Origin of the sequence: Vogesella sp. EB (genome assembly GCF_001037925.1) — a bacterium.
Taxonomy (GTDB): domain Bacteria; phylum Pseudomonadota; class Gammaproteobacteria; order Burkholderiales; family Chromobacteriaceae; genus Vogesella; species Vogesella indigofera.
The window spans coordinates 12,282-26,892 of record NZ_LFDT01000016.1; the positions used below are offsets into that span (position 1 = coordinate 12,282).

General features: G+C 62.1%; 14 protein-coding genes. 10 read left to right on the forward strand and 4 right to left on the reverse strand.

Going from position 1 to position 14,611, the window contains the following annotated elements; all coding sequences use genetic code 11:
• Nucleotides 1–10: 10 nt before the first annotated feature.
• A complete protein-coding gene (locus ACG97_RS10540) occupies nucleotides 11–1,162 on the forward strand; it encodes a PLP-dependent aminotransferase family protein (protein ID WP_047967320.1) in 1,152 nt (383 codons plus the stop codon).
• 87 nt (nucleotides 1,163–1,249) lie between these two features.
• Here the strand turns inward: ACG97_RS10540 and cysB are convergent, their stop codons facing one another.
• On the reverse strand, nucleotides 1,250–2,188 hold the full coding sequence (gene cysB, locus ACG97_RS10545; RefSeq protein ID WP_047967321.1) for an HTH-type transcriptional regulator CysB: 939 nt from the start codon (nucleotides 2,186–2,188) through the stop codon (nucleotides 1,250–1,252).
• A 113-nt stretch (nucleotides 2,189–2,301) separates the two neighbouring features.
• Here cysB and ACG97_RS10550 point away from each other — a divergent pair, with 113 nt between their 5' ends.
• The 9 genes from ACG97_RS10550 to htpG all read left to right on the forward strand — a co-directional run bounded on the left by ACG97_RS10550 (nucleotide 2,302) and on the right by htpG (nucleotide 13,470).
• Nucleotides 2,302–3,009: a phosphoadenylyl-sulfate reductase gene (locus tag ACG97_RS10550; RefSeq protein ID WP_047967322.1), complete on the forward strand. Its 708-nt coding sequence runs from the start codon at nucleotides 2,302–2,304 to the stop codon at nucleotides 3,007–3,009.
• Nucleotides 3,010–3,059: 50 nt separating this feature from the next.
• On the forward strand, nucleotides 3,060–4,718 hold the full coding sequence (locus ACG97_RS10555) for a nitrite/sulfite reductase (protein WP_047967323.1): 1,659 nt from the start codon (nucleotides 3,060–3,062) through the stop codon (nucleotides 4,716–4,718).
• Nucleotides 4,702–5,193, forward strand: coding sequence for a DUF934 domain-containing protein (locus tag ACG97_RS10560; RefSeq protein WP_047967324.1), 492 nt, complete (start codon nucleotides 4,702–4,704; stop codon nucleotides 5,191–5,193). The genes ACG97_RS10555 and ACG97_RS10560 overlap by 17 nt, the downstream gene beginning before the upstream one ends.
• Nucleotides 5,194–5,430: 237 nt before the next feature.
• Nucleotides 5,431–6,069, forward strand: a complete 639-nt coding sequence (locus tag ACG97_RS10565) for an OmpA family protein (protein WP_047967325.1) — start codon at nucleotides 5,431–5,433, stop codon at nucleotides 6,067–6,069.
• Between the two features lie 122 nt (nucleotides 6,070–6,191).
• Nucleotides 6,192–7,127, forward strand: coding sequence for a bifunctional riboflavin kinase/FAD synthetase (locus tag ACG97_RS10570; protein ID WP_047967326.1), 936 nt, complete (start codon nucleotides 6,192–6,194; stop codon nucleotides 7,125–7,127).
• Nucleotides 7,124–9,904, forward strand: a complete 2,781-nt coding sequence (gene ileS, locus ACG97_RS10575) for an isoleucine--tRNA ligase (protein ID WP_047967327.1) — start codon at nucleotides 7,124–7,126, stop codon at nucleotides 9,902–9,904. Before ACG97_RS10570 ends, ileS begins: the two co-directional genes overlap by 4 nt.
• Nucleotides 9,873–10,412, forward strand: coding sequence for a signal peptidase II (lspA, locus tag ACG97_RS10580; RefSeq protein WP_082133727.1), 540 nt, complete (start codon nucleotides 9,873–9,875; stop codon nucleotides 10,410–10,412). The genes ileS and lspA overlap by 32 nt, the downstream gene beginning before the upstream one ends.
• Before the next feature lie 56 nt (nucleotides 10,413–10,468).
• Nucleotides 10,469–11,419, forward strand: coding sequence for a 4-hydroxy-3-methylbut-2-enyl diphosphate reductase (ispH, locus tag ACG97_RS10585; protein ID WP_047967328.1), 951 nt, complete (start codon nucleotides 10,469–10,471; stop codon nucleotides 11,417–11,419).
• Nucleotides 11,420–11,565: 146 nt separating this feature from the next.
• Nucleotides 11,566–13,470 (forward strand): molecular chaperone HtpG, encoded by a 1,905-nt coding sequence (gene htpG, locus ACG97_RS10590; RefSeq protein WP_047967329.1) that lies wholly within the window; start codon nucleotides 11,566–11,568, stop codon nucleotides 13,468–13,470.
• A gap of 136 nt (nucleotides 13,471–13,606) precedes the next feature.
• Here htpG and ACG97_RS10595 read toward each other — a convergent pair whose 3' ends face one another.
• The 3 genes from ACG97_RS10595 to ACG97_RS10605 all read right to left on the reverse strand — a co-directional run bounded on the left by ACG97_RS10595 (nucleotide 13,607) and on the right by ACG97_RS10605 (nucleotide 14,585).
• On the reverse strand, nucleotides 13,607–13,789 hold the full coding sequence (locus ACG97_RS10595; RefSeq protein ID WP_047967330.1) for a hypothetical protein: 183 nt from the start codon (nucleotides 13,787–13,789) through the stop codon (nucleotides 13,607–13,609).
• Between the two features lie 25 nt (nucleotides 13,790–13,814).
• Nucleotides 13,815–14,072, reverse strand: a complete 258-nt coding sequence (gene infA, locus ACG97_RS10600) for a translation initiation factor IF-1 (protein ID WP_047967331.1) — start codon at nucleotides 14,070–14,072, stop codon at nucleotides 13,815–13,817.
• 321 nt (nucleotides 14,073–14,393) lie between these two features.
• Nucleotides 14,394–14,585: a hypothetical protein gene (locus ACG97_RS10605; protein ID WP_047967332.1), complete on the reverse strand. Its 192-nt coding sequence runs from the start codon at nucleotides 14,583–14,585 to the stop codon at nucleotides 14,394–14,396.
• Nucleotides 14,586–14,611 lie beyond the last annotated feature (26 nt).

Consider the following 14,611-nt stretch of genomic DNA (forward strand, 5'->3'; position numbering starts at 1 on the left):
GGAGAGTAACATGTTTTCAGAGCGCGTCGAACGCCTGTCCGGTTCACTGATCCGCGAGATCCTGGCTGCGGCACAACGCCCGGAAGTGATCTCGTTTGCCGGCGGCCTGCCGGCCGCGGATTGCCTGCCGGCACTGGATTTCAAGGGCGTACCGCCAGCACTGGCGCAGTACGGCACCAGCGAAGGCGAACCGGAACTGCGCGAGCAGATCACCCGTGAAGCGGCCCGTATCGGCCTGCAGTGCGACCCGTCGCAGGTGCTGGTGCTGTCCGGCTCGCAGCAGGCGCTGGACCTCGCCGCCAAGCTGTTCATCGATCCGGGCACACCGGTGATCACCGAAGGCCCGACCTATCTCGCGGCGCTGCAGGTATTCAAGCTGTTCGGTGCCGACATCACCACCGTGCAGCAAGTAGACGGCCAGCTGCCGGCGGCCACGCTGGCCGCGGCACTGGACAGCAGCAAGGCACGCCTTGCCTACCTGATCCCGACCTTCCAGAACCCGTCCGGCGCCTGTTACAGCGTGGAGACACGTCAGGCGCTGGCCGAGGTCATCGACGCCGCCGGCACCGTGCTGATCGAGGATGACCCGTACCGCGCGCTGTCCTACGACGGCGACGCGCCGGCGCCCATGGTGACGCACCTGAAGTCGGCGTCGTGGATCTACTGCGGCTCCTTCTCCAAGACACTGGCACCGGGCCTGCGCATCGGCTACCTGATCGCCTCGCCGGACCTGATGCCTTACCTGCTGAAGCTGAAGCAGGCGGTCGATCTGCACTCCAACCGTCTGGGGCAGTGGTTCATCAGCGAGTGGCTGAAGAGTGGCAACTACCCGGCACATCTGGCCGGGCTGCAGGCCAAGTACAAGGTTGGCCGCGACGCGATGCAGGCCGCGCTGGAAAAGCACTTTGCCGATCTGGCCGACTGGCAGGTGCCGCAGGGTGGCCTGTTCTTCTGGCTGAAGCTGAAAACCACGCGCGACACTCGCGAGCTGCTGAAGGTGGCGCTGGGCGAGCACAACGTGGCGTTCATGCCCGGCGAGCCGTTCTACGCCAACCAGGCCGACGGCATCGGCCGCCTGCGACTGAACTTCAGCCACGCCACGCCGGATCGCATCGAGGAAGGCGTCGCCCGTCTCGCCAAGCTGATTCGCGACACGCAATAATCGTTAGCCTCGCCGCCACGGCGGCCAGCAAAAAAGGCACCCTCAGGGTGCCTTTTTCGTTGCGGCCAACCTTTTGTCGCTGGCGGCTTATTCCTCGTCGTCGCCGTGGTGCAGCGCGGCGTCCACTTCCTTGCGGTGCAGGTGCGGCGCGAACAGCTCGATGAAGGTGTAGGCGTAGCCGCGCAGGTAGGCATCCTTGCGCAGGCCGATCTTGGTCACCGAGGCGTCGAACAGGTGGCTGGCGTCGCGCGCCTGCAGCCCGATGTCGCGTTCGGCCTCGAACGCCATGCTGGCGATGATGCCGATACCGAGGCCAAGCTTGACGTAGGTCTTGATCACGTCGGTGTCGATCGCGGTCAGCACCACGTTCGGCGTCTTGCCGATGCTGGTGAAGGCCTGGTTGATCTTGGAGCGGCCGGCAAAGGCGAAATCGTAGGTGATGATCGGGTGGGCGACGATATCGTCCAGCGTTAGCGGCCGCTGCAGCGCCAGCAGCGGGTGGCCGTCCGGCGCCACGATGCTGCGGTTCCACTCGTAGCAGGGCAGCATCGCCAGTTCCTTGTACAGCGAGATGCCTTCGGTGGCGATGGCAAGGTCGGCCTCGCCGGACACCACCATGTCGCAGATCTGCGTCGGGCTGCCTTGCTTGATCGACAGCCGCACTTTCGGGTAGCGCTGCACGAATTCGGCGATCACCTTGGGCAGCGCGTAGCGGGCTTGGGTGTGGGTGGTAGCGATGGTGAGCGCACCTTCCGCTTCCTTGGAGAATTCGTCGCCGACACGCTTGAGGTTCTGTGCCTCGCGCAGGATGCGCTCCGAGATGCGCAGCACTTCCTTGCCCGGCTCCGACACCGCGACCACGCGCTTGCCGTTGCGGATGAACACCTGGATGCCGAGTTCGTCTTCCAGCAGGCGGATCTGCTTGGAGATGCCCGGCTGCGAGGTGTGCAGCTTTTCGGCCGCCTCGGACACGTTCAGGCCCTGCTTGGCGACTTCGACCAGATAGCGTAACTGCTGGAGTTTCATCGTGCGCTCCTTAAAACCTAAAGTAATTAAATACTAACACAATATTCTTTTCGGCTTTAAAGGCTTTCGCTACCATGGCAGACTTCAGACCGAACGCCCATGGAGGCCCCACGATGAGCCTTGCCGACAAGCTAGCGCATACCGAAGCCCTGCTCGATACCATCGCCCGCGACCACGCGCCTGTTGCGCTGGCCAACAGCTTTGGTGCGGAAGACATGGTGCTGATGCACCTGATCGCCAGCCGCAACCTGCCGATCGGCATTTTCAGCCTCGATACCGGGCGCCTGCCGGTGGAAACCTACACCCTGATGCAGCAGGTCGGCGAACGCTATCCCGGCCATCCGATCCGTGTTTACTATCCGGATGCGACGGCGCTGGAAGCCTACGTCAACAGCAATGGTATCAATGCCTTCTACCAGAGCGTGGAGCTGCGCAAGTCCTGTTGCCATATCCGCAAGATCGAGCCGCTGAAACGCGCGCTGGGCGGCCTGTCGGCGTGGATCACCGGCCTGCGCCGCGAACAGTCGCCGACGCGGCAGGATCTCACCGATCGCGAGTTCGACGCCGACAACGGCCTGATGAAGTTCAACCCGCTGATCGAGTGGACCGAGAAAGAGGTGTGGGAATATATCCGCGCCAACGACGTGCCCTACAACAGCCTGCACGACAAGCATGTGCCGTCCATCGGCTGTGCGCCCTGTACCCGGCCGATTTCCGTCGGCGAGGACATCCGTGCCGGTCGCTGGTGGTGGGAAAACCCGGAATCCAAGGAATGTGGCCTGCACGTGAAGGCCAGTCCGCTGAAACGCCCGAATGCCTGACAAGGTTGGCCGCAGCCAGTGCGGCCAATACCGCTTGAGGAAACAGAAGCATGTACAAGTACGATGAAGTGGATCACCGCCTGGTGCGCGAGCGCGTCGAGCAGTTCCGCGACCAGACCCGCCGCTACCTGGCCGGTGAGCTGTCGGAAGACGAATTTCGCCCGCTGCGGCTGATGAATGGCCTCTATGTGCAACGCCACGCGCCGATGCTGCGCGTCGCCATTCCCTATGGCCACCTGTCCAGCACCCAGCTGCGCAAGCTGTCCCACATCGCCCGTACCTACGATCGCGGCTATGGCCACCTGACCACGCGCCAGAACATCCAGTTCAACTGGCCGGCGCTGGAGCGGGTGCCCGACATCCTCGCCGAGCTGGCCGAGGTCGAGATGCACGCGATCCAGACCTCCGGCAACTGTGTGCGCAACACCACCACCGATGCCTTTGCCGGTGTCGCCGCCGACGAGTATCTGGATGGCCGCGCCTACTGCGAAATCATCCGCCAGTGGAGCACGCTGCACCCGGAATTCGCCTACCTGCCGCGCAAATTCAAGATCGCCGTCTCCGGCAGCGCCGACGACCGTGCCGCCACCCAGGTGCACGACATCGGCCTGCACGTGGTGAAGAACGACGCCGGTGAAGTCGGCTTCAAGGTGATCGTCGGCGGCGGCCTCGGCCGCACCCCGCTGGTTGGCAAGACCATCCGCGAGTTCCTGCCGACCCGCCACCTGCTGACCTACCTCGACGCCGTGCTGCGCGTGTATAACCGCTTCGGCCGTCGCGACAACAAGTACAAGGCGCGCATCAAGATCCTGGTACAGGCGATGACGCCGGAAGCCTTCGCCGCCAAGGTGGAAGACGAGTGGGCGCACCTGAAAGACGGCGCGGCGACGCTGCGTGACGAGGACGTGGCGCACTACGCCAGCTTCTTTACCGATCCGGCCTATGAACCGCTGGCCGCCAACCCGGAAGCGTTCACCGTGCCGCTGGTCAGCGATGCCGCGTTCGCCAAGTGGGTGGCGCGCAATACCCGCAGCCACAAGCAGACCGGCTACCGCTCGGTGGTGCTGTCGCTGAAGAAGACCGGCGTGCCGCCGGGTGACATCACGGCCGAACAGATGGACGCCGCTGCCGACTGGGCCGACCGTTTCGGCTTTGGCGAGCTGCGCGTGGCGCACGAACAGAACCTGATCCTGCCGGACGTGAAGGAAAGCGACCTGTACGAGGTGTGGCAGCTGGCACGCCAGCACGGTTTCGCTACCCCGAACGTTGGCCTGCTGACCGACATCATCTGCTGTCCGGGTGGTGATTTCTGCTCGCTGGCCAATGCCCGTTCCATTCCGGTGGCGGAAGCGATCCAGCTGAAGTTCGACAACCTCGACTACCTGTTCGACCTCGGCGACATTGACTGCAACTTCTCCGGCTGCATGAATGCCTGTGGTCACCATCACATCGGCAACATCGGTATTCTTGGCGTTGATAAAAATGGCGAAGAGTGGTACCAGATCACCCTCGGCGGCAGCCAGGGCAACCACACCGCCATCGGCAAGGTGATCGGGCCGTCGTTTGCTCAGGCCGATGTGCCGCTGGCGTTCGAGAAGATCATGAACCTGTATGTGGAACAACGCCTGGCTGGCGAACGCTTTATCGAGACCGTACGCCGTATCGGGCTGGAGCCATTCAAGGAGCGCGTTTATGCAAAATCTCATTAAGAACGACGCGGTCACGGAAGATGCATGGCGCCTGATCCGCAGCGACGACGAAAGCTATGACGCGGCGGAGGATGTCATCCTGCCGCTGGCCGCCTGGCTGGCGCTTGACCCTGCCGCCCGCAGCGGCCAGAGCGCGGTATGGCTGGCACCGGATGCCGACCTGACCGTGCTGCGGCCGGCGCTGGCGCAGTTGCCGCTGATCGCCATTGATTTCCCTGCCTTTACCGATGGCCGCGGCTATAGCCTTGCCCGATTGCTGCGCGAGCGCTACGGTTATCAGGGAGAGTTGCGTGCCATTGGCGACGTGCAGCGCGATCAGCTGGCGTATCTGGCACGGGTCGGTTTCACCGTGTTCGCGATTCGCGACGACCGTCCGGCCGAGGCGGCACTGGATGGGCTGCGCGATTTCAGCGACCAGTATCAGGCCACCGTACTGCAGCCGGAGCCGTTGTTTAAAAGACGCACTCAGCGCTAAATTGTTGCTTGTTAGCAACTGAAAGTGTGGTGTTTCGATAGAATGGTCCGCTTTTGTGTTGCTTTTTTTGTCGCATTCCATTGAGCTAAAGTTGACATGGTGGTGATCGACTACCTATAGTCACTCCAACTATCTGGCAACGGATGAATTTCGCGTTTGTCTTAAAGCTTGACGTGCTGTGCTTGTCATGAGCAGTTTTGCGAAGCTGGTAGACTTATCCAACAAAGAGGAAATGCTATGAATAAATCGATCAAACTGAGCGCACTGGTTGTTGCCATGATGCTGTCCAGCGGCGCTTTCGCTGCCAAGGCCGGCTACGCGACTGACGGCGCGCTGGACAACGTGGCTCGCAACGCCTACGGCGAATGCTGGAAAGACGGCTACTTCAACAAGGCAACTGACGGCCTGGTTGAGTGCGGCGACAAGGAAGCTCCGAAGCCGGTTGCTGTAGCGCCAGTTGCTCCGGCTCCTGCCGTGGTTTCCCAGATCAAGTCCTTCACCCTGTCGGCTGCCGGCCTGTTCGCCTTCGACAAGACCGTGATCACTTCCGGCAACGCAGCGCTGGACGGCGTGGTTGCGGAACTGAAGGGCGACAAGTACCTGAAGTCGGTTGCCATCGTTGGTCACACTGACTACATGGGCGCCGAAGCCTACAACCAGAAACTGTCCGAGCGTCGTGCCAACGCCGTGAAGGACTACTTGGTTGCTGGCGGCATCCCTGCCGAGAAGATCACTGCTTCCGGCGCTGGCGAATCGCAAGCCAAGCTGACCGAGCAGTGCTCGAAGATCAAGGCTCGTACCCAGCGTATCGCCTGCCTGGAGCCGGATCGTCGCTTCGAAGTGACTGTAGAAACTGCCAAAGAAGTGAAGATGTAAGTCTCGCTTCTTGCCAGAAAGCCCCGGCTCCTGCCGGGGCTTTTGTTTTTTGGCTTTGGGCTGGCGCGGCTCAGGGTGGCTGGTTAAAATCACTGTTTGTTTCTTTTCGAGCACGACTGCCCATGCGAGCGTTTCTGGGCGACCCGCGTCGCCATGATTTGTTGCCCTGTGCGCTGACCATCGGTAATTTCGACGGTGTCCACCTCGGTCATCAGAAGATGCTGGCCCGCTTGCGGCACGAGGCTGCCGCCCGTGGCCTGCCTACCGCGCTGCTGACTTTCGAGCCGCACCCGCGCGAGTTCTTTGCCCGCAGCCAGCCACCGGCACGGTTGTCCGTGCTGCGCGACAAGCTGCAATTCCTGGCGGAAGAAGAACGGGTCGACTATGTGTTTGTCTACCGTTTCAACCACGCCTTTTCGCGCATGCCGGCCGAGTTGTTCATGCGCGAGGTGTTGCTGCAGCAATTGCAGACCCGTTATCTGCTGATCGGCGATGATTTCCAGTTTGGAGCCGACCGCAAGGGCAATTTCGAGCTGCTCAGCGCCTGTCCCGATTTTGTCACCGAAGCGATGCCGTCGGTGCTGGTGGCCGGTGAGCGCGCTTCCAGCACCCTGGTGCGCGATACCCTGGCCGCCGGCGACCTGCAACGCGCGGCCACCTTGCTGGGGCGGCCGTACCAGATCAGTGGCAAGGTGATGCACGGCCAGAAGCTGGGGCGCACCATCGGCTTCCCGACCGCCAACGTGCATCTGCCGCATCTGCGACCGGCGCTGCAGGGGGTGTTCGTGGTGGAAGTCGATACGCCGCAGGGGCGTCTCGGCGGTGTGGCCAGCCTCGGCAAGAACCCGACGGTCACCGACAGCCAGCACTACAAGCTGGAAGTGCATTTGTTCGATTTTCACGGTGATCTGTATGGCCAGCGTGTTTCGGTGCACTTTCTGAAAAAATTGCGCGATGAAGCGCGTTATGATGATTTGAACGAGCTGGTGGCGCAGATTGAACGCGACGCCGCCAGCGCCAAGACCTATTTGACCAGTTTGCAACGAGATCAGGCATGAGCATCGACTATCGCAAGACCGTAAACCTGCTGGATACCCCGTTCCCGATGCGGGGTGATCTGGCCAAACGTGAACCCGCTTGGCTCAAGCGCTGGACCGAACAGCAGCGCTACCAGAAACTGCGTAAAGTCGCTGCCGGCCGTCCCAAGTTCATCCTGCACGACGGCCCGCCCTATGCCAACGGCGATATCCATATCGGCCATGCCGTCAACAAGGTGCTGAAGGACATCATCGTCCGTTCCAAGACGCTGTCCGGCTTCGACGCGCCGTACGTGCCGGGCTGGGATTGCCACGGCCTGCCGATCGAGCTGATGGTAGAAAAACTGCACGGCAAGGACATTCCGGCCGCCAAGTTCCGCGAACTGTGCCGCGAATACGCGCACGAGCAGATCGCGCGCCAGAAGAAGGACTTCATCCGTCTGGGCGTGCTGGGTGACTGGGACAACCCGTACCTGACCATGGATTTCAAAACCGAGGCCGACATCGTGCGCACCCTCGGCAAGATTTACGAGAACGGCTACCTGTTCAAGGGCGAGAAGCCGGTGCACTGGTGCATCGAGTGCGGCTCGGCGCTGGCCGAGGCGGAAGTCGAATACGAAGACAAGACCTCGCCGGCGATCGACGTCGGCTTCAAGGTGCTGGAAGGCGACAAGTTGGCCGCAGCGTTTGGTCTTGCCGCCAACGTTGACGATGCCCGTGCCGTGATCTGGACCACCACGCCGTGGACGCTGCCGGCCAACCAGGCGGTATCGGTCAATGCCAAGCTGGTGTACCAGCTGCTGGACACCGCCAAGGGCAAGCTGATCCTGGCCAAGGACCTGGCCGAAGTGACCCTCAAACGCTACGGCGTGGACGGCACCGTGCTGGCGGAAACCAGCGGCGACAAGCTGGAGCTGATCCGTTTGCAGCACCCGTTCTACGACCGTCAGGTGCCGATCATCTGCGGCGAGCACGTCACCACCGACGCCGGTACCGGCCTCGTGCACACCGCACCGGCGCACGGTCTGGAAGACTTCCAGGTCGGCCAGCAGTACGGCATTCCGGTGGACAACCCGGTGGCCGACAACGGCCGCTACAAGTCCACCACCGAGCTGTACGCCGGCCTGTCGGTGTGGGAAGCCAATCCGAAAGTGATCGAGACACTGGTCGAGCAGGGCGCGCTGATCCACCAGGAAAAACTGCTGCACAGCTACCCGCACTGCTGGCGTCACAAGACGCCGATCATCTTCCGCGCCACCGCGCAGTGGTTCATCGGCATGGACAAGTCCGGCAAGGACAGCGAAGTGCTGCGCGAGCGCGCCAAGCACGCGGTGGACAGCACCGAATTCTTCCCGGCCTGGGGTCGTGCCCGTCTGGAAGCGATGATCAGCAACCGCCCGGACTGGTGCGTGTCGCGCCAGCGTAACTGGGGCGTGCCGATGACCTTCTTCGTGCACAAGGAAAGCGGCGAGCTGCATCCGGATTCCGCCGCGCTGCTGGAACAGGTGGCGCTGCGCATCGAGCAGCAGGGTATCGAAGGCTGGTTCAGCCTCGACGCTGCCGAACTGCTGGGCGACGATGCGGCCAACTACCGCAAGCTGAGCGACACCCTCGACGTGTGGTTCGACTCCGGCTCCACCCACTTCGCGGTGCTGAAACAGCGTCCGGAGCTGGCGTGGCCGGCCGACCTGTACCTGGAAGGCTCCGACCAGCATCGCGGCTGGTTCCAGTCGTCCTTGCTCACCGGCTGCGCCACCATCGGTCGCGCGCCGTACCAGCAATTGCTGACCCACGGCTTCGTGGTGGACGGCAAGGGCCTGAAGATGTCCAAGTCCAAGGGCAACGTGGTGGCACCGCAGAAGGTCAACGACAGCCTGGGCGCCGACATCCTGCGCCTGTGGGTGGCCTCCACCGACTACTCCGGCGAGCTGGCGATCTCCGACGAGATCCTCAAGCGCGTCACCGAGAGCTACCGCCGTCTGCGCAATACCTTCCGTTTCCTGCTGGCCAACCTGTCGGACTTCGATCCGATGGAGCACGCGGTGCCGTTCGGTAGCCTGCTGGAGATCGATCGCTACGCGCTGCTGATGGCCAAGGAAATGCAGGAAAAGGTGACCGGCGAGCTGTATCCGCGCTACGCTTTCCACCACGCGGTGCAGGAAATCGTCAACTACTGCTCCGAGGATCTGGGCGCCTTCTACCTCGACATCCTCAAGGACCGCCTGTACACCACCCAGGCGGGCAGCCACGCGCGCCGCAGTGCGCAGACCGCGCTGTACCACATCACCCGCAGCCTGCTGCTGCTGGTGTCGCCTATCCTGTGCTTCACCGCCGACGAGGCGTGGGAAGTGCTGGTCGGCAGCGACGAGGAATCGCCGCTGTTCCACGTGTGGCACGAGTTCCCGCTCACCGGCGAACAGCAGGAAGCGGACCTGGTCGGCAAGTGGCAGGCCATTCGCGCCTTCCGCGCACAGCTGAACAAGGATATCGAGGCACTGCGCAGTGCCGAGCAGCTCGGTTCCGCACTGCAGGCCGAGGTCGATGTCGTGGCCGACGAAGTGCTGTTCCCGCTCTTGGCCAGCCTCGGCGACGATCTCAAGTTCGTGCTGATGGTATCGCGCATCAGCGTCAGCGAAGGCACCGCGCTGAGCATCACGGTCACGCCGTCGGCACATGCCAAGTGTGATCGTTGCTGGCACTACCGCAGCGACGTCGGCAGCCATGCCGGTCATGGCAATGTCTGCGGCCGCTGCGTCGACAACATTGATGGTAAAGGTGAGGCCCGTGTCCACGCCTGATGTCGAACTGCAAACGGCAGGGCCGGCCACGGCCCTGCGTGACAGCCTGAAATGGTTCCTGCTGGCGCTGCTGATCATCGTGATCGACCAGCTCAGCAAGATCCATTTCAATACCACCTACCAGTTCGGCGAGTACCGCGCGGTGATCCCGGGTTATTTCGGCTTCACCCTGCTGTACAACCCGGGGGCGGCGTTCAGCTTCCTCGCCGATGCCGGCGGCTGGCAGAAGTTCTTCTTCACCGCGCTGGCCTTCGCCGTCTCCGGCTGGCTGGGCTGGCAGATGGTGAAAGGGCGCTTCAGCACGGTGATGAGCCTGGCGGCGTCGTTCATCATCGGTGGTGCGCTGGGCAATGTGATCGACCGCCTGCTGCACGGCCACGTCATCGATTTCATCCAGGTGCACTACTACAACAGCTGGTACTACCCGGCCTTCAACCTCGCTGACAGCTTCATCTGTGTCGGTGCCGTGCTGATGGTGATCGACAGCTTCCGCCACCCGCAACCATGACGACAACGTTGGCCGCAGCCTTGCGGCCAACCTTTTAGCTACTGAAGGATATCCCGATGACGAAGACCATCATGCTGGCCAACCCGCGCGGTTTCTGCGCCGGCGTCGACCGTGCCATCGCCATCGTCGAGCGCGCGCTGGAAATCTACGGCGCCCCGATCTATGTCCGCCACGAGGTGGTGCATAACCGCTTCGTGGTCGACAACCTGCGCGACAAGGGCGCCATTTTCATCGAGGAGTTGCAGGACGTGCCGCCCGGCGCCACCCTGATCTACTCCGCGCACGGAGTGCCGCAATCGGTACGCCAGGAAGCGGAAGCGCGTGGCCTGACGGTGTACGACGCCACCTGTCCGCTGGTGACCAAGGTGCATGTCGAGGTCAAGCGGATGCACCAGGCCGGCATGAGCATCATCATGATCGGCCACAAGGGCCACCCCGAGGTGGAAGGCACCATGGGCCAGGTCGAGCACGGCATGTACCTGGTGGAGACCGTCGACGATGTCGCCACGCTGCAGCTGCCGGACGAGTCGCGGCTGTCCTATGTCAGCCAGACCACGCTGTCGGTGGACGAGACCCGCGACATCATCAATGCGCTGAAGGCGCGCTTTCCGCAGATCATCAGTCCGAAGAAGGACGACATCTGCTACGCCACGCAGAATCGCCAGGATGCGGTGAAGGTCTTGTCCGACGAGTGCGACATCGTGATCGTGGTCGGCTCGCCGAACAGCTCCAACTCCAATCGCCTGCGCGAAGTGGCGGCCTTGCGCGGCGTGACCGCCTACATGGTCGACAACGCCACCCTGCTGCAGCCGGCATGGTTCGACGGCAAGCAGCGTGTCGGCGTCACCGCCGGCGCCAGCGCGCCGGAGGTGCTGGTGCAGGCGGTGATCGAGCAGATCCGCCTGTTTGGCGCCACCAGCGTCAGCGAGCTGAACGGGGTGGAAGAGAGCATCGTGTTCGCGCTGCCGCCCGGCCTGCGCGAGAAAAAGGACGGCGCCGGCGCCTGACACGCGCGTTCGCCCATCCTCAACCCGGCTACCGACAGGTGCCGGGTTTTTTCATGGCCGCGGCTGGCGGCGCCGGCCGGCTCTTGAAGAATCTGCGCCTGCCGCCATCTTGTCCTCTGTTATCAACTCTTCATTCAGACATAGCCATGAGCGCACAGAAAGAAACCCTGGGTTTTCAGACCGAAGTCAAACAGCTGCTGAAACTGATGATCCATTCCTTGTACTCCAACAAGGAAATCTTCCTGCGTGAGCTGGTGTCCAACGCCAGCGATGCGGCCGACAAGCTGCGTTTCGAGGGGCTGAACAATGCCGCCCTGTTCGAGAATGATCCCGAGCTGAAAATCCGTATCAGCGTCGACAAGGATGCCAAGACCATCACCATCGCCGACAACGGCATCGGCATGAGCCGCGACGAGGTGATCGCCAACATCGGTACCATCGCCAAGTCCGGCACCAAGGCCTTCTTCGAGCAGCTGTCCGGCGACGCCAAGAAGGATGCCAACCTGATCGGCCAGTTCGGTGTCGGCTTCTACTCCGCCTTCATCGTCGCCGACAAGGTGACACTGACCACCCGTCGCGCCGGCAGCACCGCCAGCGAAGGCGTGCGCTGGGAGTCGGCCGGCGAGGGCGACTTCACCCTCGAGCCGGTGGACAAGGTTGGCCGCGGCACCGAGATCGTGCTGCACCTGAAGGACGGCAACGACGACTTCCTCAACGAGTGGTCGCTGAAGCGCATCGTGCGCACCTATTCCGACCACATCTCGATCCCGATCGAGATGAAGAAGGGCAACAGCTACGGCGAGAACGGCGAAGTGATCGTCAGCGATGATTTCGAAGTGGTCAACGAAGCCTCCGCGCTGTGGACGCGCAGCAAGAACGACATTACCGAAGAGCAGTACCAGGAATTCTACAAGCACGTGGCGCATGACTTTACCGAGCCGCTGGCCTGGAGCCATGCCCGCGTCGAAGGCCGCCAGGAGTACACCGAGTTGCTGTACATCCCGTCGCGCGCCCCGTTCGACATGTGGGATCGCGAGCGCAAGCAGGGCGTGAAACTGTACGTGCGCCGCGTGTTCATCATGGAAGACAGCAACAAGCTGATGCCGCAGTACCTGCGCTTCGTGCGCGGCGTGATCGACAGCAACGACCTGCCGCTGAACGTGTCGCGCGAGATCCTGCAGGAATCCAAGGACATCGACGCCATCCGTGCCGGCTGCGTGAAGAAGGTGCTGGGCCTGCTGGACGACCTCGCTGCCAACGAGCAGGACAAGTACGCCGCGTTCTGGAAGGAATTCGGCCAGGTGCTGAAAGAGGGTGTTGGCGAGGACTTCGCCAACAAGGAGCGCATCGCCAAGCTGCTGCGCTTCGTGTCCACCGCATCGGAAGGCGATGTGCCTGACGTGTCGCTGGCCGACTACGTTGGCCGCATGAAGGAAGGCCAGGACAAGATCTACTTCATCACCGCCGACAGCCTGTCCGCGGCGCGCAACAGCCCGCACCTGGAAGTGTTCAAGAAGAAGGGCGTGGAAGTGCTGCTGCTCACCGACCGTGTCGACGAGTGGGTGACCGGTTCGCTGACCGAGTTCGACGGCAAGCAGCTGCAGTCTGTCGCCAAGGGCGCACTGGATCTGGGCGCGCTGGAAGACGACGCCGACAAGGAAGCGCAGAAGCAGGTGGAAGAAGCCGCCAAGCCGGTAGTAGAGCTGGTGCAGAAGGCGCTGGGCGAGCGCGTGAAAGACGTGCGTGCCACTGCGCGGCTGACCGACAGCCCGGCCTGCCTGGTGGTGGGCGAGCACGAGATGAGCGCGCATCTGGAACGCATGCTGAAAGCCGCCGGCCAGCCGGTGCCGGAAGGCAGCAAGCCGACACTGGAGATCAATCCGGAACACGTGCTGGTCAAGCGTCTGGCGGCGGAAAGCGACGACAGCCGTCGCGAAGACCTGGCGCACGTGTTGTACGATCAGGCATTGCTGGCGGAAGGCGGCAAACTGGAAGACCCGGCCACCTTCGTGAAGCGGATCAACAAGCTGATGCTGGAGTTGTCGATCTGATCCGGAGCATTGCGGCCAACGTTGGCCGCAGTGGCTAACCCGTTACAAACCGTCCTGCCCAGTGGCAGGGCGGTTTTTTATTGGGGGGCCATCCGGTAGTGGGTGCTGCGTTGGCAGCGTGTGGCAGTCGGCGCGCTTAGCGGGCCGCGGCGATGTAGGCATCGCCCTGATAGTGTGCACTGGACAATCCCAGTGCCGAGTTGAAAGTCACCATGAAGCGGCGGCCAACCTGGCGGATGGCAATGACTTCGTAGGCAACAGTGTGGTCAAGACGTTGTTCGGTGATGCGATCACCTGGTTGCAATTCCTGGATTTTCATTAAATTCCTTGTTCAATTCTCAATATCAGCGGCGGTAGTGCTGTGGAGCGCCTTCCGGACGCGCTGTCGGGTGGCGGAAGTTGATCCGTCCCTTGCTCAAATCATACGGTGACATTTCTACGGTGACGCGGTCGCCCATCAGCACGCGGATGCGGTGCATGCGCATTTTGCCGGAGCCGTAGGCGAGGATTTCCACGCCGTTGTCCAGCAGTACACGAAAGCGCGATTCAGGCAGCATTTCGGTAACGACACCTTGCAGTTCGATCATATCTTCTTTAGACATTGTATTCTTTCGGGTAGCTGGTTCCGTGCCCGGTCATCAGACCATGCACCAAGGCCCGTTCATAAGCAGCATGAACGGGAAAGAAATGTGAAACCGTGTTGGGGAGTGTCGCCTGCGAGGTAGGGCAGGGCAGGCAAAAACAGACGGCAGCAGTACGAAAACTGTGCCAGCAAGACGGAAACAGACAGTACTATACCGCTAAATCCATGATTTGTCAGTTTTTTCGTGCCACAGGACGACAAGCCCCAGTCAGCGATCGCAGGCCAGCTAAAAAGCAGGCGGATGCCGCGCTGGCATCCGGCCGCTTTTGACGGACTGGCTTTAGCTGGATAGCTGCTTCATTGCACTGCGAAAGCGCGCATGCGCGCGTGAAACGGTTGAGAGACTGATATCGAGTTGGCGCGAGGCGGCATAACCGGTCATGCCGTCGATCTCCATCAGGCAGACTGCTTCACGGGACTTTTTCTTCAGGCCGATCATGTCCGCGATGCGTTTCATTTGTTCCAACCGCATGATGATTCTCCTTGCTGGATAACAGG